The 22,412-nt window shown below is 71.0% G+C and carries 19 protein-coding genes and 3 pseudogenes; 13 read left to right on the forward strand and 9 right to left on the reverse strand.

What is annotated here, in order from left to right:
• Positions 1-14: 14 nt before the first annotated feature.
• Together efeB and efeU are read right to left on the reverse strand one after the other, a co-directional pair.
• Entirely contained in the window at positions 15-1,289 is a 1,275-nt protein-coding gene (gene efeB / locus ACLJT4_RS19175) for an iron uptake transporter deferrochelatase/peroxidase subunit (protein ID WP_411123476.1), read from the reverse strand.
• A gap of 127 nt (positions 1,290-1,416) precedes the next feature.
• A complete protein-coding gene (gene efeU / locus ACLJT4_RS19180; RefSeq protein WP_411123477.1) occupies positions 1,417-3,594 on the reverse strand; it encodes an iron uptake transporter permease EfeU in 2,178 nt (725 codons plus the stop codon).
• Between the two features lie 500 nt (positions 3,595-4,094).
• Between efeU and ACLJT4_RS19185 the strand changes: the two genes are divergently transcribed.
• From ACLJT4_RS19185 to ACLJT4_RS19195, 3 genes are all read left to right on the forward strand, one after another.
• Positions 4,095-4,319, forward strand: coding sequence for a hypothetical protein (locus ACLJT4_RS19185; RefSeq protein WP_411123478.1), 225 nt, complete (start codon positions 4,095-4,097; stop codon positions 4,317-4,319).
• 554 nt (positions 4,320-4,873) lie between these two features.
• Positions 4,874-5,380: a hypothetical protein gene (locus tag ACLJT4_RS19190; RefSeq protein WP_233662083.1), complete on the forward strand. Its 507-nt coding sequence runs from the start codon at positions 4,874-4,876 to the stop codon at positions 5,378-5,380.
• Between the two features lie 135 nt (positions 5,381-5,515).
• Complete coding sequence (locus ACLJT4_RS19195; protein ID WP_411123479.1) at positions 5,516-6,973, forward strand: flotillin family protein; 1,458 nt, start codon at positions 5,516-5,518, stop codon at positions 6,971-6,973.
• Between the two features lie 327 nt (positions 6,974-7,300).
• On the opposite strand, the gene ACLJT4_RS19200 is transcribed toward ACLJT4_RS19195, so the two are convergent.
• From ACLJT4_RS19200 to ACLJT4_RS19210, 3 genes are all read right to left on the reverse strand, one after another.
• A complete protein-coding gene (locus tag ACLJT4_RS19200) occupies positions 7,301-8,311 on the reverse strand; it encodes a site-specific recombinase (RefSeq protein WP_411123480.1) in 1,011 nt (336 codons plus the stop codon).
• A 366-nt stretch (positions 8,312-8,677) separates the two neighbouring features.
• Positions 8,678-9,424, reverse strand: coding sequence for a DUF4232 domain-containing protein (locus ACLJT4_RS19205; RefSeq protein WP_411121390.1), 747 nt, complete (start codon positions 9,422-9,424; stop codon positions 8,678-8,680).
• Between the two features lie 397 nt (positions 9,425-9,821).
• Positions 9,822-10,760, reverse strand: coding sequence for a LysR family transcriptional regulator (locus tag ACLJT4_RS19210; RefSeq protein ID WP_411123481.1), 939 nt, complete (start codon positions 10,758-10,760; stop codon positions 9,822-9,824).
• A 121-nt stretch (positions 10,761-10,881) separates the two neighbouring features.
• Here ACLJT4_RS19210 and ACLJT4_RS19215 point away from each other — a divergent pair, with 121 nt between their 5' ends.
• The 4 genes from ACLJT4_RS19215 (at position 10,882) to ACLJT4_RS19230 (ending at position 15,271) form a co-directional block, all read left to right on the forward strand.
• Positions 10,882-12,063: a CaiB/BaiF CoA transferase family protein gene (locus ACLJT4_RS19215; RefSeq protein WP_411123482.1), complete on the forward strand. Its 1,182-nt coding sequence runs from the start codon at positions 10,882-10,884 to the stop codon at positions 12,061-12,063.
• 117 nt (positions 12,064-12,180) lie between these two features.
• The gene (locus tag ACLJT4_RS19220; RefSeq protein ID WP_016571524.1) at positions 12,181-13,008 is read left to right on the forward strand and encodes an enoyl-CoA hydratase/isomerase family protein; all 828 of its coding nucleotides are present in this window, start codon (positions 12,181-12,183) and stop codon (positions 13,006-13,008) included.
• An 86-nt stretch (positions 13,009-13,094) separates the two neighbouring features.
• On the forward strand, positions 13,095-14,261 hold the full coding sequence (locus ACLJT4_RS19225) for an acyl-CoA dehydrogenase family protein (protein ID WP_411123483.1): 1,167 nt from the start codon (positions 13,095-13,097) through the stop codon (positions 14,259-14,261).
• Positions 14,258-15,271 carry an acyl-CoA dehydrogenase family protein gene (locus ACLJT4_RS19230; RefSeq protein ID WP_411123484.1) on the forward strand — a complete coding sequence of 338 codons (1,014 nt, stop codon included), beginning with the start codon at positions 14,258-14,260 and terminating at the stop codon, positions 15,269-15,271. The genes ACLJT4_RS19225 and ACLJT4_RS19230 overlap by 4 nt, the downstream gene beginning before the upstream one ends.
• A 162-nt stretch (positions 15,272-15,433) precedes the next feature.
• Here ACLJT4_RS19230 and ACLJT4_RS19235 read toward each other — a convergent pair whose 3' ends face one another.
• The 3 genes and pseudogenes from ACLJT4_RS19235 to ACLJT4_RS19245 form a co-directional block, all read right to left on the reverse strand.
• Positions 15,434-15,643 (reverse strand): hypothetical protein, encoded by a 210-nt coding sequence (locus ACLJT4_RS19235; RefSeq protein WP_411123485.1) that lies wholly within the window; start codon positions 15,641-15,643, stop codon positions 15,434-15,436.
• 197 nt (positions 15,644-15,840) lie between these two features.
• Positions 15,841-16,053 (reverse strand): annotated as a pseudogene (locus tag ACLJT4_RS19240) (2-phosphosulfolactate phosphatase); the annotation flags it as partial.
• Positions 16,054-16,302: 249 nt separating this feature from the next.
• Positions 16,303-16,431, reverse strand: coding sequence for a hypothetical protein (locus ACLJT4_RS19245; RefSeq protein ID WP_411123486.1), 129 nt, complete (start codon positions 16,429-16,431; stop codon positions 16,303-16,305).
• A 5-nt stretch (positions 16,432-16,436) separates the two neighbouring features.
• Between ACLJT4_RS19245 and ACLJT4_RS19250 the strand changes: the two genes are divergently transcribed.
• The 6 genes and pseudogenes from ACLJT4_RS19250 (at position 16,437) to ACLJT4_RS19275 (ending at position 21,518) form a co-directional block, all read left to right on the forward strand.
• Positions 16,437-17,021, forward strand: a complete 585-nt coding sequence (locus tag ACLJT4_RS19250; protein ID WP_411123487.1) for a DinB family protein — start codon at positions 16,437-16,439, stop codon at positions 17,019-17,021.
• Between the two features lie 60 nt (positions 17,022-17,081).
• A pseudogene (locus ACLJT4_RS19255) lies at positions 17,082-17,882 on the forward strand (IS5 family transposase).
• Positions 17,883-18,057: 175 nt separating this feature from the next.
• Positions 18,058-18,351, forward strand: coding sequence for a hypothetical protein (locus tag ACLJT4_RS19260; RefSeq protein ID WP_411123488.1), 294 nt, complete (start codon positions 18,058-18,060; stop codon positions 18,349-18,351).
• A gap of 441 nt (positions 18,352-18,792) precedes the next feature.
• Entirely contained in the window at positions 18,793-19,638 is an 846-nt protein-coding gene (locus ACLJT4_RS19265; protein ID WP_411123489.1) for an NAD(P)H-binding protein, read from the forward strand.
• A gap of 474 nt (positions 19,639-20,112) precedes the next feature.
• The gene (locus ACLJT4_RS19270) at positions 20,113-20,781 is read left to right on the forward strand and encodes a DUF4097 family beta strand repeat-containing protein (RefSeq protein WP_411123490.1); all 669 of its coding nucleotides are present in this window, start codon (positions 20,113-20,115) and stop codon (positions 20,779-20,781) included.
• 500 nt (positions 20,782-21,281) lie between these two features.
• Positions 21,282-21,518, forward strand: a pseudogene (locus ACLJT4_RS19275) (hypothetical protein).
• A gap of 114 nt (positions 21,519-21,632) precedes the next feature.
• On the opposite strand, the gene ACLJT4_RS19280 reads toward ACLJT4_RS19275, so the two are convergent.
• A complete protein-coding gene (locus tag ACLJT4_RS19280; RefSeq protein WP_411123491.1) occupies positions 21,633-22,175 on the reverse strand; it encodes a DUF1707 domain-containing protein in 543 nt (180 codons plus the stop codon).
• Positions 22,176-22,412: the final 237 nt, after the last annotated feature.

Raw genomic sequence — 22,412 nt, forward strand, 5'->3', positions numbered from 1 at the left:
CGGCGGCGGGTGGCTCAGACGGCGGCGAGCATGCTCCGGCCGAGCCAGTCCGAGGCGTCCCGCACGCCCGGCAGTGCGAAGAAGTAGCCGCCGCCGGTCGGCGAGATGTAGTCCACCAGGGGCTCGTCGATCAGCCGCTCCTGGGTGGCCTCGAACTGGCGGCGGACGTCCTGCTGGTAGCAGCAGAAGACCAGGCCCATGTCCAGGTTGCCGACGTTGTCGACGCCTCGGTCGTAGTTGTAGCCGCGGCGCAGGATGCGGGAGTCGTCGGACTTCGCGGTCCGCGGGTTGGCGAGCCGGATGTGGGAGTCCAGCGGTATCGCGGTGCCGTGCGGGTCCTTGTGGTAGGCGGGCACGTCGAACTCGTTCGCGCCGTCCAGCGGGGCGCCGGTGTCCTTGCGCCGGCCGAACATCTTCTCCTGCTCGGCCAGCGAGACCCGGTCCCAGAACTCCACCAGCATCCGGATGATCCGGATGACCTGGTAGCTGCCGCCGGTCGCCCAGGCAGGCTCGCCGTGGCCGTCGCCGACCCACACCAGGCGCTCCATCTCCCGCCCGGACTTCACGTCCGGGTTGGCTATCCCGTCCTTGAAGCCGAGCAGGTTGCGCTGGGTGCCGCTGGGCCGGGGCGCGTTCTGGAAGCCGTCGACGCGCCACTTGATCTGCATGCCGCCGCGGGTGTGCCGGGCGATGTCGCGCAGCGCGTGCAGCACGGTGTCCTGGCGCTCCGCGCAGATCTGCAACGAGAGGTCGCCGTGGCACTCGGCGGCCTGGAGGTTGTCGTTGGGGAAGGTCCGCATCGGGACGAGCTTGCGCGGCTTGGCCTTCGCCAGGCCGTAGCGGTCGTCGAAGAGCGAGGCGCCCGCGCCCACGGTGACGGTCAGCGCGTCGGCCGGGACGACCGGGCCGAGGATGCCGTTGTCGGACGGCGGGGCCCCGACACCGAGGTCCTGCGGTGCGCCGCCGGCGGTCAGGAACCGGGCCCGCTCGGTGATCGTCCGCAGCAGGTCGGTGAGTTCCTTGCGGTTGTCCGCAATGACGTTGAGCGAGACGAAGGCGGCGGCGGTGGGCTGCGGCGTGAGGATGCCCGCCTGGTTGGCGCCGTGGAACGGCACCTTCCCCGCGTCGGCGGTGTCGGCGGCCCGTGCGGTGCCGGCGTTGCTCTGGCTCAGTGCGAAGCCGCCGCCGGCCAGCGCCGCACCGGCCGCGCCGGCGCCCAGCGCGGTCTTCACGAACGAGCGCCGGTCGGCGGGACAGCGGCCCTGCGGGCCGGGCGTTTCGGCGGACATCTCGTGGGTTCCCTTCGGAGCGTGCGTGGTGTGGTGCGGTGTGTCTGGGTGGGGCGAGGGACGGGGCGCTCGGTGCGTCCGGCGGGATACCGGCCGGCGTTCGGGCGCCCCGGGCCCTCGGGTCGGGTCAGGCGGACTTGCGGATCTCCAGCAGGTCCGGCACCGGCGCCAGGTGTTCCAGCAACTGGCCGGTGATGCCGTTCAGTCGCTGCCGGGTGGTGGCGTCGAGCTTCTCGACCGGCGTCCACGTTCCGTCGTGGTGCGCGTCGTCCAGCAGCTTCTGCATCCGGGCGATGTCGCTCTCGATGGAGGCGAGCAGCTGCGGCTCGCGCTTGGCGATCAGCGGACGCAGGACGTTGAGGAGCTCCTGGGTGCCGGCGAGGTTGGCGTCGGCGGTGGCGAGGTTGCTGCCGCTGCCCTCGTCGGTGTCGCCGGTCAGCTCGAACTGGAGGGTGTTCTCCAGGATCTCGTGGGTCCGCAGCGGCAGGTCACCGGGGTCGAACGCCTGGGTGGGGAACGCCTTCCGCAGCCCCACCACGTCGTCGTGCAGCTGCTGCGCCGGGCCGCTCAGCTCCGCCGCGGACGCGCCGTGCCAGAGGCCGTACTCGATGCGGTGGAAGCCGGCGAAGTCCTTGTCGTGCACGCCGCCGGGCAGCCCGTCGGCCCGCCCGTTGATCTTCTTGTCGAAGTCCTCGAACGTGCCGTAGGCGGCGCCCAGCGAGGAGTAGGTGCGGTGCGCGGTGAGCCAGTCCGTCCGGGCCGCGTCCAGGTCGTCGGCGGCGAGGTCGTCGCTGAGCTTCTGGGTCTGGTCGGTCAGCGTGGCCAGGCCGTGGTCGACGTACTGCTTGTAGGCGCGCAGCGGCGCGGCGAGGTCCTGCTCCGCGACCGGCACGACGGCCTTGGCGCCGCCCCCGCCGCTGACCCGCACGGGGGCCGAGGTGACCGCCGTGCCGCCGGTGGGCACGCAACGCCAGGCGTACGAGCCGCCGGCGATGGTGGCGACCAGGTCGCGGGTGGTGCCGGGGGCCAGGCCCTCGATCTCGCCGTAGACCGCGTTGGTCCCGGGGTCGACGAGGTACACCTCGGACGTCTTGTCGCCGGTGTTCTGCATCTGGAAGGTCTGCCGGCCCGGCTTGGGCGCGGTGAAGCCCTTGCCGCACTCCTTCTCGGACACCGCGATGGTCGGCGCCCCGGCCGGCTTGGACGTGCCGAAGGCCACGATCCCGCCCGCGACGACGGCCGGCACGGCCACCACGGCGACCGGCACCAGCCAGGCCGGCCGCTTCCGCCCGGCACCGGCCGACGCCGGCTCCGGCGCCGACTCGGGCTGCGACGTCGGCTGCGTTTCAGGGGCGTCCCCGTCCGCCGTCTCGCCCTCAGCCGGTTCTTCCCCGGCCGAAGCGACCTCGGCCGCACCGTCCTTCGCGACGGGCTCCTGCTCACCGGCCGGCTGGGCCGCGGGTGCCGGGGCCGGCTTCGGGGCCGGCTTCGCGGCGGTCCGCACGCCCCGGACGAACAGCGTCATCACGATGGCGAGGTACCCCGCGTACCCGATGACCTGGAGCCACGTCATGGCCGGCATCAGGTTGAACACGCCCTGCACCAAGGTGGTGTACCAGGCGCTCGGGTCGATGCTCTGGCTGAGGTCGAAGGCGAACGCGGCCTTGCCCGGCAGGACCCCGCCTTCCTGGAGGTCCCGCAGGCCGTACCCCAGGACGCCGGCGGCGATGACGATCAGCACGGCGCCGGTCGCGGTGAAGAACTTGGTGAGGTTGATCTTCAGCACCCGGCGGTAGAGGCCCCAGCACAGCCCCGCCGCGATGACCAGGCCGACCCCGGCTCCGATCATCGGCCCGACGGACTCGCCCGCCGCCCGCGCCGTGGTCCACAGGAACAGCGCGGTCTCCAACCCCTCACGGCCCACGGCCAGGAAGGAGGTGACGATCAACATGCCCGAGCCCATGGCAAGCGCGCCGGTGACCTTCTCCTTGATCTCACCGGAGAGGCTGCGTGCCGAGCGGCGCATCCAGAACACCATCGCGGTGACGAACGCGACCGCGATGATGCTCAGCGTGCCGCCGAACGCCTCCTGCGCGGTGGCCGAGAGCGACGCCGCGGTGAATGTCAGGACCGCGCCGAAGCTCATGGCCAGCGCGATCGCGGCCAGTACGCCCGTCCACACCTGCGGGAGACGGGACTTGGCCCCGGCCCGGACGAGCGTGGCGACGAGGATCGAAACGATGAGTCCGGCTTCCAGCCCTTCCCTCAATCCGATCAAGAAGCTCGGAAACGCGTCGTCCCACATAGTCGTCCTCTCCGGCCCGCACAACCGCACCGGTATGCCTTACCTCAGTTAGCGAAGGCATACCTTAGTCAGACCGTCCGAAGATGTCTACATCGCTGTAGTCAGATCGTCACCAGGGGATAACGACCCTAGTTCAAGCCCCACCCGCCCCCGCCGCGCACCCCCACCGAACCGCCCCACTCCCCCGCCCCCAACCACCCGTCCCCCGCACTCCGACCAGCCACCCGACCGGCCGGCCATCTGGCGCCCCGCCGTGACCAGTCACCCGCGGAGCGCGTTCTCCCGACATGAACAAAGCCACCATCACGGGCACTTCACTCATTCTCGGCACAGCGCGCATCGCACCCCAGTCGACCCGCAGTCCCCTTGCACCCCCGTCACCCTTCCCGTCCCTCACACCGCTTGCGCCCTTCACGCCGCTCGCACGACTCGTCGTCGTCGCAGGTCTCGCACTGACCGCCCTCTTCACGACCGGTCCGGCGCACGCCGACGGCGGCACCATGCCGCACCTCAGCGGCAAGGGACTGGCCGCCGCCTACCACCAGCTCAACTACGACACCAAGGTGCAGCTCAAGGACGGCCGGGGCGCCAGTCGCCACGTCCTGTGGCCCGCCAGCTGGAAGGTCTGCGACCAGCACCCCAAGGCCGGCACCCCGTTCTCGCACCAGCCGATCACCCTCACCGTCGTCAAGACCCACGAGTCCTGCACCGGCGGCGACCGGTAGCACGGAGACTCGCGGCGGACGCAAGGGGAAACGGGGAACGGAGCGGCGGAGCGACGGTCCGGGCCGGGCGGCGGGGACAGCAGTGAGCGGGCCGCACCGGGCGGCCCGCTCATGAGACGTGATCCGAGCCGGCAGGCCTGCCCTTGCGTCCAACCCATCAGCTGGGCGGGAGGGGGCCACTCACCGGCTCCGGACAACACAGTCCCCGGGAGTCCACATCGCCACCATCTACCTCAGTCGTCGCCGAGGCTCCGGTTCGCGGGGCTTCCGGGGGCCTAGCCAGAACCACGTCAAGGGTCTCTTATCAACAAACGTCTTTGTCGATGGTGCGGCTCTCCGGCTTTCTGGTTAACAACCAGTTTCCTCCGCTTTTGACCAGAGTCAAGAGGTATGTCTGGAGCGCGACGAGAAAAGACCATCTGGGTAGATCAGCAGGTAGTGCTGCACATCAAGAGCGCATAAAGATTGCCGGAATGCGGCAATGTGCGGTGCCGTCCCCACGTGTCACGATCGTTCCCGTTCGAGCGGAACGAGTGAGCGGGGGAGGGCTGAGCATGGCCTGGTTTCTTGGTCTCGGCATCGGCGGGATCGCCGTTCTCGCACTCTCGTTGATCTTCGACGGGTTGCTGGAGGGCCTCTTCGGCGGCGTGCTGGGCGGGCTCGACGGCCTGCTGTCACTGCCGGTCATCGCGGGCTTCCTGTCGATGTTCGGATTCGCCGGCGCGATCGTGTCGGGCGGCACCGGGCTCGGCGCCGCGGCGGCCGTCGGCATCGGACTGGCGGCGGGCACCGCGGCCGGGGCCGCCACCTGGAGGCTCAGCCGGGCACTGATGCGCGACCAGACCGACTCGGCACCGCGCCGGGAGGACCTGGTGGGCACCGCCGGATCGGTGGTGACCGCGATCCCGGCCGACGGGTACGGCGAGGTGCTGCTCCGCCTCGCCGGGCACCCCGTGAAGCTGGCCGCCCGCAGCGTCGCGCCGGTGGCCCGGGGCGCCGAGATCTGGGTCGAGGCATCGCTGACGTCCACCTCGGTGGCGGTCCGCCCTGTCGAACGCTGAACGGGGGCGGGGCCCGACCCGGCCGCCGATGCGGGCCCGGCCCCGCCCCTCCCCCGGCGCACCCGCCGCCGGACCGGAATCGCACCAACCACCATCTTGATCTGCCTACCCCCAGGAAGGCAGGGGGGATTTGTCATGAGTTCAGTCATCGTCGCCGTCGTAGGCGCCGTCGTCCTCGTCGTGTTGCTCGCCCTGGCGGTGATCACGCGCTACAAGGTCGCCGGACCGAACGAGGCGTTCATCATCACCGGCCGTCGCGGCAAGAAGTCCACCGACCCGCAGACCGGCCGGATCAGCGTCGACAACAGCGGCCAGAAGGTCGTCGTCGGAGGCGGCGTCTTCGTCGTCCCGTTCGTCCAGCAGCGCTTCTCCCTGGACCTCTCCAGCCGGCACCTCCCGGTCGCGGTGCGCGGCGCGGTCACCCTGCGCGGCGTGAAGGCCAACCTCGACGGCGTCGCGATCGTCAAGGTCGGCGGCAGCGAGGACGCCATCCGGGCCGCGGCACAGCGGTTCCTCCAGCAACAGGACGGCATCGTCGGCTTCACCCAGGAGGTGTTGTCGGGCGCGCTGCGGGCGATCGTCGGCCGGATGTCGGTCGAGGACATCATCCGCGACCGGGCCGCGTTCGCCAGCCAGGTCGCCGAGGAGGCGGAGGCCAGCCTGTCCGGCCAGGGCCTGATCCTCGACGCGTTCCAGATCCAGGACATCACGACCGAGGGCTCCTACCTGGAGGACCTCGGCCGGCCCGAGGCCGCACGGGCCCGCCAGGAGGCGGACATCGCGGAGGCGAACGCGCAGCGGGTTTCGGAGCAGGCGCGGCTGAAGGCCGCCGAGGAGATCGCGGTCGCCGAGCGGACGCTCTACCTCAAGCAGGCCGAGATCCGGGTCGAGACCGAGGCCGCGGCCGCCAAGGCGAACGCGGCCGGCCCGCTCGCGGAGGCCGCACGCCAGCAGGAGGTGCTCTCCGAACAGGAGAAGGTCGCCGAACGCCAGGCGGCGCTCACCGACCGGGAGTTGGACACCAAGGTCCGCAAGCCCGCCGACGCCGCCCGATACCAGGCCGAGCAGGAGGCGGAGGCCCGCCGGATCGCCCAGGTCAAGGAGGCCGAGGCCACCGCGGAACGCGCCCGGCTCACCGGTGAGGGCGAGAAGCTGCACCGCGCGGCGCTCGCCGAGGCCGTCCGGCTGGAGGGCGAGTCGGAGGCTGCGGCACTCGCCGCGAAGGGCACCGCAGAGGCCGAGGCCATGCACAAGAAGGCCGACGCCTTCGCCCGCTACGGTGACGCGGCCGTCCTCCAGATGCTGGTCGAGGTGCTCCCCCAGGTCGTCGCCAAGGCGTCCGAACCGCTCGGTGCCGTCGACAAGCTGACGGTGATCTCGACCGACGGAGCAGGCCAACTCCCCCGCACGGTGGCGAACAACGTCGCCCAGGGCGTGGAACTCCTCGACTCGGTCGCAGGAGTCGACCTGGCGAGCATGCTGAAGCGCGTGACCGGGGGCAAGGGCGGCAGCACCGCACCCGACACCACCGCCGACGCGCCCCCCGCCTCCGCAACCGCCTCCCCCAACGGCAAGATCGAAGTCACCGACTAGCGCCATCGGAGCGGCAGTTGGCGCGCCGCACCACAGAGGGCATGCGCGTGCGCCTGCCGAGCGCATCCGCACCTCCCACCGGGGCTGCCGGACCGGAACGTTTCCGCGTCCGGCAGCCCCGCCGTGCTGCTCAGCGGCCCCGGCGGACGGGGACTGCGCTCCGGACGGGCACCCTCGGACAGGGCAACTTTCCCTATGCCGCGGTGAGTTACCGGATCCGCTCAACCGGCTGACCGGCACCCTGCCGGCCCGTGAACCCGGCGGCGATCACGTCGATGAACGCCTCGCGCGCCGCCTCCGTCGAGGGGTGGCGACAGGGTGCCCGGCTCAACTCCGCCGGCTGGCGCCGGAGTCCCGCTCGGCCACCTGTCTGGCGACCGGGTCGGCGGCACCGGAGCGCGCGTCACGCTCCTCGGCGTCGCGGGTGAGGGCGCTGCGGCGGAGCCGGTGCAGGGTCCAGCCGTCCACGTCCTCGACGTCCTCCGGCGAGGCGAGCGGGTTGGCCAGCAGCCGGGTGCCCCTCTCGAAGATCTCCTCGGCGCGGCGGTAGGAGAGGCGGGCCCGGCCCGTCTCGGGGCACACATCCGCCGACGGTGTGCGGGCCGGGGCCTTGCGGTCGGTGAGGAACAGCGGGCCGCGGGCACGGCCCGCGATCAGCCGGGGCAGGAGCTGCGCGGTGCCGGACTGCCAGTGAATCCACTCCGTTGCCCCGTCCCTGGCGGTGATCCGCCCGCGCCTGTCCGCCGGGTGCAGGTCCTCGACGTTCAGGCACAGCACCTCGTCGGCCCGCGCCGCCGATTCGTAGAGCATTCTCCAGAACGTCTTCTCCCGCAGGGCGACGTTCAGTTGTCGCAGGGCGGCGAGTTGGCTCTCGGCCAGGGCCTTGGTGCGGTCGGGCGGCGCCGGCCGTCGTTCGATGCCGATCGTCGGATCGCGCTCGACCCAGCCCTGCTGCCGCCACCAGCCGATTGCCTTGCGCGCGATCGACAGTTCCCGGTTGACGGTGTGCGCGTCCATCTCGTCCGCCCGGGCTGCCGCCAGTTCGGCGAGCACGTCGGGCAGCGTCGGGGCGTCTATCGCGGCGACGGGAAGGGCCGGCGGCTTCGCGCTCCGGCGGGCGGGACCGGTCGGAGCCGGTTCGCCCGCGAGCATCCAACCCCATGTCGTCAGCGAGATCCGGTAGACCCGCGCGGAGGACTGCGCGAGCCCCGCGCAGGTGAGGTACTGCTCGACGGCCGCGGCGTACGACACGGGCGAGGCTGACGGGGGCGCCTCCTGGACGCGTGACCGCCGTGGCTCGCTCCCGCGCTCGGACTCGGTCACCGGTTCGACTGCCATAACCGCCCCACCCTTCCCGCACTGCCGCAGTTGATGCACTCGTCTTGCCCCGACTGCCGGAATCGTCTGCCGCAGGTGGCCGTGATCACGGTGGAGTTCCTGCCGCAGCACTCCGGGGAATGCTGTGGCACATCGCTGACGTACCGTCATATACGCACGGGCGTGAGCCGATCGACCGTGAAGCGGATCGACTGCTCCGCCATCCACCATCCGCCGTAGCGCCGACCCGCACGACGAACGCGGCCGGCCCCGAGCCTTACTCAGCGCTGGACGCCCGTCCGTCGCAGTCGTGCGAGAACAGGCGTCATCAGCGCGTAGGCCCAGGGGTCGCCGATCGGTGTGCCTGGGCCGGCCCTTTCGCGGTGGTCAGTTGGCGATGCCGACCGGGTGGACCTGGATGCTCTCGTCGTAGGAGCCGCCCAGCTTGAGCGCGTCCGCGGGCCACTTGAGGTCGACGCTGTGGGTCTCGTTCGGCGGCGTCACGATGATGTCGGTCGGGCTGGCCAGGCTGTCGCCGCTGAAGTCGACCTTGTACGAGATGCTGAAGGTGGCGGTGTCACCCGGCTTCAGGTCGGTGATGCGGGGCACCTCACCGCCGCGGTGCACCGGGGCGGAGGTACCGTCGGCGTCCTTCAGGTCCACGCCCGCGAAGCCCGCCGCCGAGCAGGTGCTGCCGCCCTTGTTCGTCATCTGGACGGTGATGTCGCCCACCTTCTGGTCGGGCGAGCTGTCCGAGGCATCCATGATCAGGTCCGACGTGCGGCAGAACGGGACCTTCCCACCGCTCTTCGCCGCACCGGCGCCGGAGCCGGCACGGGCCGAGGTGCCGCCGGACCGGGCCGAAGTACCGTTGCCGGAACCCGCCTTGGCGTTGTCCGGCTGAGCCTCGGTGCCCTGCGCCCCGGCCTGGGAATCCGCGCCACTGGAGTCGGCCGAACCCACACCACTGGCCTCCGCGGCCACACCCGTACCCGACTGACCCCCCGCCTTGGAACCCCCCGCGTCCGAACCGGAGCAGGCCGTCAGGGAGAACGCGGCAGCCGCCGTCAGAGCAGCAGCGGCAACGCGCAGGGTGCGACGACGAGCGGAGCGGGTAGCGGTGCTGGCAGTCATTTCGGGTCCCCCAGGGAAGTCGAAGTCGTTCTCTCCTCGGTACGACAACCACTCTGGCCGGCACCACTACCGCGACACTGCCGCTCCACTAACACCCGGCTAAGGCCCGTTACGCGCCGGAGCCCCGCCGGAATTCCGGCGAGGCTCCACCGCACGCGCTCGTCTCGCTCCCCGGCCGCGCGCCGAACCTCCGCCCACGGCACGGGGGATGAGTCGCCTCCGGCGTTCTTGGGCCGCCCTGCCGTGAGGAGGGGCATCCTCAAGCGAGGCGCTCAGGCTCCGCGCAGTCGGAGGTGACTTGGAACTGCTTGGTCGATGGCATCGGCGCACCTTAGCAGGGGGTTGTGGCGTTCATCTCCCGGTTTGTATCGGCTTGTTGTCGGGGGGGACGGTCCCGTCAGCTGCCGTTGCGTCGCGCGGTCGGCGGGTCGGCCTCGGGCGGCAGGTCGCAGGCGTCGATCAGCTTCAGTACCTGTTGTACGGCGGCGTCCGGGCCGTCCGAGCGGTGCACGGCGGCGACCGCGGTCTCCAGGTAGGGGGAATCGCCGTGCAGGGGACGGTAGGCCACACCCGGGATGCCCAGTGTGCGTACCTGCTCGGGGGCGAGCGCCAGGCACAGGCCGGCGGCGACATAGCTGAGCAGTCCCGGCAGGTCGTCCGCCTGGCCGCGCGGTCGGGGTGTGAAGCCGGCCTGTGCGCAGGCGAGCGCGACCTGCTCGGCCAACCCGGGCAGGGCGCCCGGCTTGGGCATCGCGAACTGTTCCTCGGCGAGTTCCCGCAGGTCCAGGCGTGCCGCGGTGGCGAGCGGGTGGCGTTCGGGAAGGACCGCCACCAGCCGCTCCACGCCGATTTGACGGACCGTCAGTCGGTCCGTGCCGGCGACGGGGAGTCGGACCAGCCCGAGGTCGAGCGTTCCGGCCTGGAGCATGTCGACCAGCTCCGCGGAGGGGTGTTGTCCCAGGTGCAGCCGCAGTCCGGGCAACTGCGCGTGGGTACGGCGCAGCAGGCGCGGCAGGAAGTCGTAGCCGAGGCTGCTGATGAACCCGAGCCGGAGTTCGCCCTCGTGTCCGCTGGCGATCCGCCGCGCCCGGTCCACGGCGGCGGCCTGTGCTTCGAGCAGCCGCCGGGCGTCCTCGGCGAACGCGCGGCCGGCCGGGGTGAGTCGGGCCCCCCGCGGAAGGCGGTCGAACAGGGCGACGCCAAGGCCGCGCTCCAGTCGTTGGATCGCCTGACTGAGCGGTGGCTGCCGCATGGCGAGTCGCTCGGCGGCACGACCGAAGTGCTGTTCCTCGGCCAACACGACGACCTGCTGGAGGAGGCGCTGGGTCAATTCCATAGGGCACAGCATATGGAAGGTGCCGGAAGGAAGTATTGGACGATATGGGGTGCCTGGGATTTGACTGGCTGTCAACGGCCCGGCGCGTGAAGCCGGGCCCGGTGGAGATCGGAGACGTGCCATGGCGACAGGACGGGAAGCGGACGGTGGCGTCGGCCCGCTGAACGGCGTACGGGTGGTCGAGCTGGCCAGCGTGATCATGGCCCCGTACGCGGCCCAACAGCTCGGCGACCTCGGGGCGGACGTGATCAAGGTCGAACCGCCGACCGGCGACCTGACCCGCCACTACCCGCCGACCCGCAGCCCCGGGATGGGGGTGATATCCCTCAACCTCAACCGCAACAAGCGCAGCGTCGCCCTCGACCTCAAGGCCCCGGGCGGCCGCGACGCCCTGCTCGCCCTCCTCGCGAGCGCGGACGTCTTCCTCACCAACGTCCGCCCACAGGCCCTGCGGCGCCTCAACTTGTCATACGAGGACGTGGCCGACGTCAACTCCGGCCTGGTCTACCTCAACGCCCAGGGCTTCCGCAGCGATTCGCCCCTCGGCGGGCATGCGGCCTACGACGACGTCGTGCAGGCAGCCTCCGGCCTGGTGTGGCTGAACGAGCAGGTCAGCGGCGTCCCGCACTACGTACCCACGGTGCTGGCGGACAAGATCTGCGGCCTGGTGATCGTGCAGTCGGTGCTCGCCGCGCTCCATCACCGTGACCGCACCGGCCAGGGCCAGCACGTGGAGGTCCCGATGGCCGACACCATGCTGGCCTTCAACCTCGTCGAGCACCTGGCGGCGGCCACCCACAACCCACCCGCCGGGCCGATCGGCTACCCGCGGGCACTCAGCCCCCGCCGCACGGCCTCCCGCACGGCGGACGGCTGGATGTGCATCCTGCCCTACAGCGACCGCAACTGGCGTGACTTCTTCGCCTTCGTCGACCGCCCGGAACTGGCCGACGACCCACGTTTCGCGTCGTTCCCCGCGCGCGCCCGCAACGCCGACGAACTCTACTTACTCGTAAGCGAGTTCACGCCCCGGCACACCACCGCGGAATGGCAGGGGTTCTGCGATGCGAAGAGCATCCCCGCCGCCCCGGTGCTGAGCCTGGCGGAGGCCGCCACCAGCACCTACGCCACCGAAGGCGGGCTGCTCCAGGAGGCCGAACACCCCACCGAGGGCGGCTACCGCCTCATCGGCCAGCCCGTGCGCTTCTGGACCACTCCCGCCGGCCTGCACCGGCACTGCCCGCAGATCGGTGAACACACCGAGGAGGTCCTCGCCGAGATCGGCCACCGACCGTCCGCCTGAGCCGTCGGCCGTGACCGCTCCCCGGACTCACAGTCCGCATCGCCCCGGCGGCGAGCCCGCGGCACTGCCAACCATCGACCGCCAACTCCCCTACCCACAGGCCGAATCGAGGACCCCGTGACCGAGCAACCACCCCTGGACGAACAGGCAGCGCCGCACGAGCGGGAACCGCTGCGCGTCGAGCACCGGCCGAACGGCGTCACGGTGCTCACCTTCGACAACCCCGACCGGCGCAATCCGATGACCGGGCGGCTGACCGCACAGTGGCGGCGCGCCATGCGGTCCCTACGCCAGGCGCCCGACCTTCGCGCCGTCGTGATCACCGGGACCGGCCCAGCGTTCTGCTCAGGCGCCGACCTGGGGGAACTCGCCGACCAACACGGCCAGGGCCTCTCCGGCACCCGGGCCCAACTGTCCGACTTCTACCGGACCTGGCTGGCCGTCCGTGACCTGCCCGTCCCCACCGTCGCGGCCGTCAACGGCCACGCGGTGGGCGCCGGACTGGCGCTGGCCCTCGCCTGCGACCTGCGGTACGCCGCGGCGGAGGCGAAGCTCGGCGCGCCGTTCGTCCGGCTCGGCCTGCACCCGGGCATGGCCACCACCGCCCTGCTCGCCGAGGCCGTCGGCCCGGCGAGGGCACGGGAACTGCTGCTGACCGGACGACTGATCAGCGGAGCGCGGGCCGCCGCACTCGGCATGGTCCACGAGGCGCTGCCGGCCGACCGGGTGCTTCCGGCCGCACTCGACGTGGCCGACGAGATCGCCGCCGCGGCCCCACTGGCGGTCCGGCTGACCAAGAGCGGTCTGGCCCAGGGGCAGCCCACCGTCGAACGGGCACTGGCCTGGGAGGCGCTCGCCCAGCCCGTGACGACCACCACCGACGACTTCCGCGAGGGTGTCCAGGCACGCCGGGAGCGCCGCCACCCGCACTTCACGGGCGCCTGACCACAGTCGCCGAGCCGGTACCCACCCCGCACCCACCCCGTACCCACCGCTGTGCATACCCATCACCTTGTCCGAGGAGCACCCCGATGACCCTCTCCGCCCTCGATCCCGAAGCCGTGCAACTTCCCAGCGAAACAGTCCAGTTACGACGGGAGGTGCGCGACTTCCTCGCCGGGGAACGGGCCGCCGGCACCGTCCTCGGTCGGCCCGATTCCTGGCTGACCGGCTGGGACCCCGCGTTCACCCGCCGCCTGGCCCGGCGCGGCTGGGTCGGCATGACCCTGCCGCGGAAGTACGGCGGTGGCGGACGCAGCAACCTCGAACGCTACGTCGTCATCGAGGAGTTGCTGGCCGCCGGCGCCCCCGTGTCGGCCCACTGGGTCGCCGACCGGCAGGCCGGACCCACCATCCTGCGCCACGGCACCGAGGCGCAGCGGAGCCACTTCCTGCCCCGGATCGCCGCCGGCGCGTGCTTCTTCTCGATCGGGATGAGCGAGCGGGACAGCGGCTCGGACCTGGCCTCGGTACGGACCCGGGCGGAACGGACCGACGACGGCTGGCGGCTGACCGGCACCAAGATGTGGACGGGCGGCGCGCACGTCAACGACCACGCGATCGTGCTCGCCCGGACCGACGAGTCCGAGGACCGCCACGCCGGGCTGAGCCAGTTCATCGTCAACCTGCGCGATCCGCACGTCCGCGTCGAGCCGATCCGTCTGCTCAGCGGCGAACACACCTTCAACTACTGCCACCTGGAGGGCGTCGAACTCACCGACGACGCACTGCTCGGACGCCCCGGCGACGGCTGGCAGCAGGTCACCGGCGAACTGGCCCTGGAACGCAGCGGGCCCGAACGTTTCCTGTCCACGCTTCCGCTCCTGACCGCCCTGGTGGAACAGGTCCAGCGGACCGGCGGAGGCAGTCCCGAACAACAGGCCCGCGTGGGCCGGCTCACCGCGCGCCTGTCGGCCATCCGGCAGTTGTCGTTGGGAGTGGCCGCGGCCCTGGCGGCCGGCCGACCCGCCGACGTGGAGGCGGCCCTGGTCAAGGACCTCGGGACCCGCTTCGAGGGCGAACTCGTCAACGAGGTCCGCGAGATCCTTCCGGCCGCCGCCCGCTTCGACGCCACCCGCGGCAGCTACCCCGAACTGCTGGCCACCGCGATCCTGCACGCACCGGGATACACGCTGCGCGGCGGCACCAACGAAATCCTGCGCGGCATCATCACCCGAGGTCTGGAGCTGTCCCGATGAGCACCGAATCCGCCACCGAACACCCTGCCGCATCCCCCGCCGAACGCGCCACCGACGCCCTGCCGCCGCTCGATACGCCGCCGACCACCCTGGTGGCCCTGGCCCGGGAAGCCGGCCACCGCCACACCCCCGCACCGCTCGCCGAAACGCTGCTCGTCGCGCGCCCGCTGCTGGCCGCGGCCGGGCTCGCCGTCCCGGACGGCCACCTCACCGTGGCGACCGGCCCGCTCGACGTGCGGTTCGCCCACGTGGACACCGACAGCAGGGTCGGGCCGTCGGGAGCGGCAGGCACCGATGACGCCCTGCGGATCAGCGGCACGCTGCACCGGGTGCCGTGGGGCCGGGCCGCCGAAGCCGCGGTCGTGCTGACCGAGGGCCCGTGGGGCGGGCCCGTGCTCGTCCTCCTCGAAGCCGCCGAGTGGCGGCAGGTGGCCGGCGCCAACCTGGCGGGCGAGCCCCGGGACGACCTGGTGCTGCTCGACGTGACCGTCCCCGCCGCGCGGGTCCGCCGCGTTCCGGCCGCGCTGGTCCGCGAGGCCGCATGGCGTTCCGGCCTGGCCCGGGCCGCCCTGATCGCCGGTGCGGCCCGCCGCTGCGTGGAACTGACGGTCGCCCACACCGCCTCGCGCGTGCAGTTCGGCCGACCGTTGAGCCACTTCCAGGCCGTCAAGCAGGAGGAGGCCAAGCTCGTCGAGGAGGCGGCCCTGGTCACCGCGGCCGTCGAGGCGGCCGCCGCCGCGCTGGCCGAACCGGACTCCGCGGAGTTCACCGCCTGGCTCGCCGCCGCACAGGCCGCCGCCTCGGTGGCCGAGATCACCCGCATCGCCCACCAACTGCACGGCGCCATCGGCTTCACCGAACTCAGCCCGCTCCGCCTGGCCACCACCCGCATGTGGTCCTGGCGCGACGAGGACGGCGGCGAACGGGCCTGGCAGCAGAGGATCGGCCGGCAGGTGCTCGAGGGCGAGGGCGACGGCGACCGGTTGTGGCAACGGGTGACCAGCGGCTGACCAGTGACCAGCCCGTGACTGGCCCGGTGCGGTCGAGCCTGCGGACGCCAACCCGCCGGCTCGGAGCGCCGGAGAGCAGCCGCACCGCCCACCACGCTCAGGCGTCCCCAAGGAGAGGGGGCCGGACGGAGGCCCGTCCGGCCCCCTCTCCTTCGGTGCGCCTCAACCGTTCCACGGTTCCCACAAGGCCCTCTCCTCGGGAGCAAGCGGCGGCCCCCACACCAACATGCCACCGATCAGCCCCGGCCCGTAGCCCGGGAACAGCTTCGGGTACTCCAGCCTGTCGGCCATCTCCTCCAACAGCATGGTCAGCGACTCGTCCTCGACCGTGCGCTCAGCCGTCTCGCCCCACTTCCCGGGCAGCGACACCACAACCCCACCGCCTCCCCATCGGGAACCGTTCCATGATGTCGGCCCCGTTCCAAGCCCTCGCCGTCCCTGCGCACCGCCATCACCGGGACGGGCAGCGGACGCCGCATGGCGAATGCCGCATGCCAGACACATGCCGGTTCTCGCGCGACGGGACTGCAACTGCGACTGCGACTGCACTGCACGGAGGTGAGATGAGGTCAGCTCGCAGCCGCGTCGGTCGGGTCGGGCACGGCGCACGTACGGAGGACCATGAGCGAGTCCTCCGAGGTCGCCACCATGGCAAAGGGGAACCGGTCGAGCTCAAGACAGAGCGCGACGTCGTCGGGATGGGCTCCTTGACGCACCCCCTCCGCCAGTTCGGCGGCAGCACGCGAGGCAGCAGCCCGGCGGAGGAACTCAGCTGCATCCGTCCGAGCCGAGCCACCGGTGCCGGGCATCGGCGGCCGCGGCCTCTGGGGAGAGGGTGGACATCGTCAGCGCCTCAAGGCAGATCTCCGTGCGCCGGGCACCCCCAGGGCGGGCCGCCCCACGCGCAAGGTACACCGATAGGCCGCTCAACGAACCAACCACAACCATGGCGACCTTCAACAGCGCCGGAACGTGGGCGACACGGAATCCGTGACTACGGAAAACTGGCCGCGCGGCACCAAGAGGTTGTCTCACGTGGCGAGTGTCGCGAGCTTCTTGTAGCAGTTCAGGGCGGCGGCCATGGCCAGGCCTCGGCTCTGCCGGTCGTTGCGGACCACGTACGGGATCTTGAGACCACGAACAGCCCGTGGCAGGCTCACGCCGCATGATCGATGAATTCGCGAAAGACAACCTGCACGGGAGACTGCGGCGGGACCGCAAGGCGCTGCTCTGGAAACTCAACGGCTTATCCGAATACGACGCCCGCCGACCTTTGACAGCGACCGGGACCAACCTCCTCGGCCTGGTCAAACACGTGGCCACCGTCGAGGCCAGGTACTTCGGCGAGGTCTTCGACCGCCCTTCCCCGGAACCGCTGCCCCGGTGGCAGGACTACAACGGCAGCGATCTGTGGGCAACCGAGGACGAGACCCGCAATCAGATCATCGGGTTCTACCGGCGCACGTGGGAACACTCGGACACGACGATCAACGAGCTTCCCCTCGACGCCCCCGGCCACGTGCCGTGGTGGCCGGAGCCTTTTCCCAACACGAACCTGTTCGCCGTCATGGTCCATGTCCTCGGCGAGTCCAACCGGCATGCCGGGCACGCCGATATCCTGCGCGAGGGCCTCGACGGCCGGACCGGGGTCCGCCCCGAACACGAGAAGCAGATCGACGAGGAAGCCCGTGCAGCCTACTGCGCGAAGATCGAGCAGGCCGCCAGGACGGCCGCACCAATCAGGGCGTAGAAGTTGTCTCACGTGACGTGACGTTCGTGCGGCATGATGCCGGCCGTGGGGTGCTGATCTATCGAGCGTCTGATTCCTGATGAACTCTGGGAGTTTTCCGCCCCGTTGCTGCCGTCGTTCGCCGCTCGCCCGCAAGGTGGTGGGACCGCTCCGTGTGACGAGCGGACCGTGTTCACGGCAGTGGTGTACGCGCTGACCAGCGGCTGTGCCTGGCGGCATCTGCCGCCGACGTTCGGCACGTCGCCCGCCACCGCGCACCGCCCCTTCACGGCATGGATCGAGGCCGGCCTGTGGCGTCGACTGCACCGGGCGGTGCTGGACGAACTCGGGGCCCGGGCGAGGTGCACTGGACCTCGGCGATCGACGACGCGGCCACGGTTCGCGCCAAACGGGGGGATCGCCGACCGGGCCGAACCCGGTCGATCGTGGCCAGAAGGGCAGCGAGCGGCACCTGCTGTCCGATGCCCAGGGCATCCCGCTCGCCGTCGCCGCATCCGGCGCGAACATACACGGCAGCCTCGCCCTCAAGCCGCTCATCCGCGGCTACCCGCCGTCCGGTCCCGCCCGGGACCACGGCGGCGCCGACCCGTCAAACTCCGCGCGGACAAGGCGTACTTCTCCGCCGAACACCTGGCCTGACTGCGCGAGCTCGGGCTCGTTGCGCGCATCGCGCGGCCCGGCATCGAGTCCGGCAAACGCCTCGGTCGGCACCGCTGGAAGATCGAACGGTCGATCGCCTGGCCCTTCGGCTACCGCCGCCTCACCGTCCGATACGAACGAAAGGGCTCGCACTTCCTCGCCTCCCTCGGCCTGGCCTCCGCACTGACCTGCTACAAGAAGCTCGCGAAACTCGCCAGGTGAGACACCCACCAAATCGTCGAATACTGATGGAATTGCAGCGAGACGGTCGCACGATGAGCAATCGCTGACCGGGCATCAAAATCGCGCGATAGGCAACTACTATGCATTCCTGCACCTCACTCGATCGGCCCACCTCCGAGGGTGATGCGCCTCCGCATGTGCGCATAATTGTCCCATGAACACGAAACGCGTAAATTACCCGCAGAAGTCTCGGCGAATATTCGCGATCAGCGCCGCCGCGGGTTTCGCCCTTGCGATGGGTGCGCCCGCGACAGCAGCAGCCGCGAATGCGATCCCGCAGACCACCAACAGCACCAAGGCGCTCTCGGCCGAAATCCGCCACGATGAGGACCAGGGCAGATTCCGATCCGGCGGTCAGGACCCCTGGGCGTTCCTCCTCCCGGAGGGCCATCACCACGGCGGCGGCGACGGAGACTGCAGGGGGCTCGTCGTATTGCTTTGTGCGTGACGAGAATCCCGTGCACGCACGACGAGGCGCGAAAGGAAGCCGATACTCCTACACGGCACCTTTCGCGCCTCACTCAATTCGAGTGGCCGTCATTTACACTTACGCAACGAAATGATGCAGGTCCCTCGGAATTTCGACACGATTAAATATCTACTTGACCTAACTCCGAATACACCGGAATTTCCTCTCAAGGGCAGGGATCCGCCGCGACGAGGAAACTTCGCTCGGCGGGGGCCACAGCCGATGCGCCGTTCTCAGTAATCGTCAATATCCGTGGAGCGATGGCTGCCCTCGACGAGCTCGCTGGGGTAGCAGGCTCCCGGAGCGACTGCGGCAGCAGCCCGGCCGTGCCATGGAGCGTCTCGGGGTCGCCTCGGCACCGTATCGGCACCGTCGGGGCAGCCTCGGAATACCTCGGGCAGGGCCGGGGCTGATGTCGTCATGAGTGGAATTCTTGTGATCGGTGCAACTGGCAATGTCGGCCGGCAGGTTGTCGTCCGACTCGTGACCACAGGCGCCGCGGTGCGGGCACTGGCACGTGAGCCCGAGTCGGCGGGGCTGCCTGAGGGAGCAGAGGTGGTGGGCGGGGACCTGACCCGGCCGGACACGCTGGAGGGGGCACTGGCGGGGAGCGACACGGTGTTCCTGATCTGGCCGTTCCTCACGACCGAGGACGCCCCTGCCGTACTGGAGGCGATGGCACGGCATGCTCACCGCATCGTCTACCTCTCGTCGTCGGGAGTGAACGATGACGCCGGACGCCAGACCGACCCGATCAACCAGCTCCACGCCGACATGGAGCGCCTGATCGAAGCCTCGGGCCTGGAGTGGACTTTCCTGCGGTCGAACACCCTCGCCTCCAACGCACTGGGGTGGGCCGAGCAGATACGCACCGCGCATGCCGTCCGCGGCCCCGACATGGCCGCCACGGCGGTGGTCCACGAACGCGACGTCGCAGCCGTGGCGGTGCATGCCCTCACCGATGACGGACATGAGGGCAGGAAACACGTCCTGACGGGGCCTCAGGTACTCGGCAGAGCCGAGCAGGTACGCATGATCGGGGACGCGATCGGCCACCCGACGCGCTTCGAGGAGGTCCCGGTAGCGGTCGCACGTCAGCGGATGCTCGCCGACGGCAGGCCACCCGCTCTCGTCGAGGCACTGTTGGCCAGTGCCGACACCCGACCTGAATCGCACCTGATCACCTCCACGGTGGAGGAGATCACCGGAGCGCCGGCACGCACGTTCCGGTCGTGGGCGGAAGAGCACGCGCACCGTTTCCGCTAGACGGGACATCGACGCGCGACCGGTCCGTGGGAGTCAGGTAGCCGGGGCATCGATGTGCAAGCGATCCGTGGGATTCATGGTTGCCGGGGTCCCGGACCCGTGGCCCAGCTCGCCTGACGCGAGCACTACTGCCGCGGCGGATCCGCCAAGCTGGGGAACAGGCACGGGACCTCCCAACGCAGTTCGTCGTGCTCCGCTGGTCCAGTTGGACACCGTCGCCACGTAGGGCGCGCCCCCGAACTCCATTGCTCCGTGGTGCTGCTGGACCCACGGTGGCCGTGAACTGCCGTGCCCGGCGGTGCCGTTCTGGTTCGGGGGGAGCGTGTCAGCGGTCACGTCAGCGCGGTGACTGTCCGGTGTCAGAGCGTCCGTCGAGAGTGGACTCAGTCGTCAGGCCCTCGCCTGCTTCGACCACCACGACAGGCGTCCTCACACCAGCGGGACGCCCCGACGTACCCTCAGGAGAGCATCGCCATGCCGACCTTCAACACCCCCGAGCCGATCACCGCCGTCCTCGACCTTCCCGCCGGGCGCGTGAAGTTCATCGCCGTCGACCGGTCCGACACCACGGTCGAGATCCTGCCTGCGGACGACTCGAAGAGCCGTGACGTCAAGGTGGCGGAACAGACCACGGTGACCTACCGCGACGGCGTCCTGCGGATCGCCGCCTCGGCGAACAACCAGTACTTCGGCCCCTCCGGATCCGTCGAGGCCACCGTCCAACTGCCCACTGGCTCCCGGATCGAGACGACTGCGGCCAGCGTCGCGATCCGGACCGTGGGACGCTTCGGCGACGTCAACGTCGACAGCGCGCACGGCGCGATCACCCTCGACGAGGTCGCGAGCGCCCACCTCACCACCAGCGCCGGCGACGTCTCGATCGCCCGCCTCGGCGGCCCCGCGCAGATCCGCACCAGCAAGGGCGACATCCGCATCGCCGAGGCGGTGCGCGGCACGGTGGTGCTGCGCACCGACGCCGGTGAGGTGGAGGTCTGCGCCGCCGCCGGGGTCTCCGCGTCCCTGGACGGCGGCACCTCCAACGGCCGGATCCGCAACTCACTCAAGAGCGCCGACGGCGCCGCCGACCACCTCACCGTGCACGCGACGACCGCCACCGGCGACATCATCGCCCGCAGCCTCTGAGGGGTGCGGACTACCGGGCCGTGCCGGTCCTCACGGCCTGTCGGTCGCGAGGGCGCGATGGACGACTGCGACGACTGCGACGACGACGGAGCCTTCGCCGACGGCGGAGGCAACCCGTTTGACGGACCCGGCGCGGACGTCGCCGACCGCGAAGACGCCGGGCAGACTGGTCTCCAGACCGGACGGTGGCGCACCGTCAGCACGCGTCCGGTGGTCGGATGCCGCTGCTCGTACTCATCGGCGCCACCGCCGCTCCGTGGGACCGACCAGCACTGCCCCTGGCCGGCACCGTACTGAACGTACTGCCGGAACCCCTCCAGTGTCCCACCGCGCCACCGCACGGCGCCCGTTTGCTTGCGGGTCCGGGCGGCCGCTCCCGGCCGGGGATCGCGCCCGCTGGACGTCTCGGCGCGCAAGGGGTCAGGCGCGGTGGGGAGGCAGGGTGCGGTGCCGGTGGGTTGGAGCAACGAGGGAGGTTCGCCGTGCGAAGGAGGTGAGTGATGTCCGCGAGCAGCGGCATCCCCGGCATCGATCCCTCGGTCCCCCCGGCGGGGACGGTTGCGTCGAGTGCCTGGCGGGTGACGGTCCGGGCTGGTGGTTCCACCTGCGGCGCGGTGCCGCCTGCGGCCGCATCGGCTGCTGCGACTCCTCCCCCGCCCACCAGTCACCCCACCACCCAGCCCGTCCCGGGCCCGGAAGGGCACGTGCCGGCGGACTGGCAACAACTCCTCCGCTGAGGACGCTCCGTTCGCCCCGTGCGGTCCACGGACTGGGGCGTTGGGTGTTCGGCGGGGTGGCCGCGCGGGGCGACGTGCCGCGCGGTGGTCCGGACACGGGGGAAGGAGTACGCCTCAACGCCGCGCGTGGCGGATCTTCAACCGGCCGAATCCCATGGACCCGGAGATGCGGATCTTCGGCCCGCCGGGGCGGGACCGCCGCCGGGGCTGGTAGCGCAGGTCCTTCCACCCCGTGCTGAGGCCCTCGACGTCGACGGTCGCGTCGCGCGGCAGCGTGATCTTGGCACGGCCGGTGCCCAGCGTCAGCTCGATGTCGACGACCGGATGCTCGACGACGGCCCGGGACAGGTCCAGATGCACCCGTCCGAATGCGGACGCCACCTTGAGATGACGGGGTACCCGCCATGCGCCGCGCCGCCGGATCCGTCCGCCGGCGGCGGCGATCGTCGAGGTGGGCTCCGTCCTTCCCTCCGGGAGGGAGGCCATGGCCGATGCGAGTTCGCCCCGCGTCCTGGCCGTGAGCACCTGACCGAGGCGTTCGTCCATCTCCTCGTGCGGGATGCGCTCTTCGGCGTAGGCCGTCTGCAGGCGCTGCACGGCCGCCTCGCGGTCTTCTTCGCTGAGCGCCACCGACGGGTCTTCCTGCGGAGAGGTCACCGTCTCACTCTAGTGCCGCGCCGACGACGCGGACGCGCCAAGCTGCAAGTGCCGGTGGAACATCGTCCGACGAGGCCGACCGCTGACCGCCTACCACCGACCACCGACCACCGTGGCCTCTGTCGCTCGGCCCGGTGGACCGTGGCACCCCCGCCCGGGGGTCAACTACGTTCGCCGAACGTGAAGTTCCGAGCGAGGCGCATGGGTGCGGCAAGGTGATTTCGCTCAGACGTGTGG

Source organism: Streptomyces sp. x-19, assembly GCF_046549115.1.
Classification (GTDB): domain Bacteria; phylum Actinomycetota; class Actinomycetes; order Streptomycetales; family Streptomycetaceae; genus Streptomyces; species Streptomyces albulus_C.

What these genes read in the sequence shown, in the direction of transcription:
- ACLJT4_RS19210 (WP_411123481.1), bottom strand. Translation starts at nt 10,760, where the DNA reads ATGGAATTGACCCAGCGCCTCCTCCAGCAGGTCGTCGTGTTGGCCGAG.
- ACLJT4_RS19195 (WP_411123479.1), top strand. Translation starts at nt 5,516, where the DNA reads ATGAGTTCAGTCATCGTCGCCGTCGTAGGCGCCGTCGTCCTCGTCGTG.
- ACLJT4_RS19200 (WP_411123480.1), bottom strand. Translation starts at nt 8,311, where the DNA reads ATGGCAGTCGAACCGGTGACCGAGTCCGAGCGCGGGAGCGAGCCACGG.
- ACLJT4_RS19250 (WP_411123487.1), top strand. Translation starts at nt 16,437, where the DNA reads ATGATCGATGAATTCGCGAAAGACAACCTGCACGGGAGACTGCGGCGG.
- ACLJT4_RS19205 (WP_411121390.1), bottom strand. Translation starts at nt 9,424, where the DNA reads ATGACTGCCAGCACCGCTACCCGCTCCGCTCGTCGTCGCACCCTGCGC.
- ACLJT4_RS19260 (WP_411123488.1), top strand. Translation starts at nt 18,058, where the DNA reads ATGAACACGAAACGCGTAAATTACCCGCAGAAGTCTCGGCGAATATTC.
- ACLJT4_RS19215 (WP_411123482.1), top strand. Translation starts at nt 10,882, where the DNA reads ATGGCGACAGGACGGGAAGCGGACGGTGGCGTCGGCCCGCTGAACGGC.
- ACLJT4_RS19270 (WP_411123490.1), top strand. Translation starts at nt 20,113, where the DNA reads ATGCCGACCTTCAACACCCCCGAGCCGATCACCGCCGTCCTCGACCTT.
- efeB (WP_411123476.1), bottom strand. Translation starts at nt 1,289, where the DNA reads ATGTCCGCCGAAACGCCCGGCCCGCAGGGCCGCTGTCCCGCCGACCGG.
- ACLJT4_RS19265 (WP_411123489.1), top strand. Translation starts at nt 18,793, where the DNA reads ATGAGTGGAATTCTTGTGATCGGTGCAACTGGCAATGTCGGCCGGCAG.
- ACLJT4_RS19185 (WP_411123478.1), top strand. Translation starts at nt 4,095, where the DNA reads ATGCCGCACCTCAGCGGCAAGGGACTGGCCGCCGCCTACCACCAGCTC.
- ACLJT4_RS19190 (WP_233662083.1), top strand. Translation starts at nt 4,874, where the DNA reads ATGGCCTGGTTTCTTGGTCTCGGCATCGGCGGGATCGCCGTTCTCGCA.
- ACLJT4_RS19225 (WP_411123483.1), top strand. Translation starts at nt 13,095, where the DNA reads ATGACCCTCTCCGCCCTCGATCCCGAAGCCGTGCAACTTCCCAGCGAA.
- efeU (WP_411123477.1), bottom strand. Translation starts at nt 3,594, where the DNA reads ATGTGGGACGACGCGTTTCCGAGCTTCTTGATCGGATTGAGGGAAGGG.
- ACLJT4_RS19230 (WP_411123484.1), top strand. Translation starts at nt 14,258, where the DNA reads ATGAGCACCGAATCCGCCACCGAACACCCTGCCGCATCCCCCGCCGAA.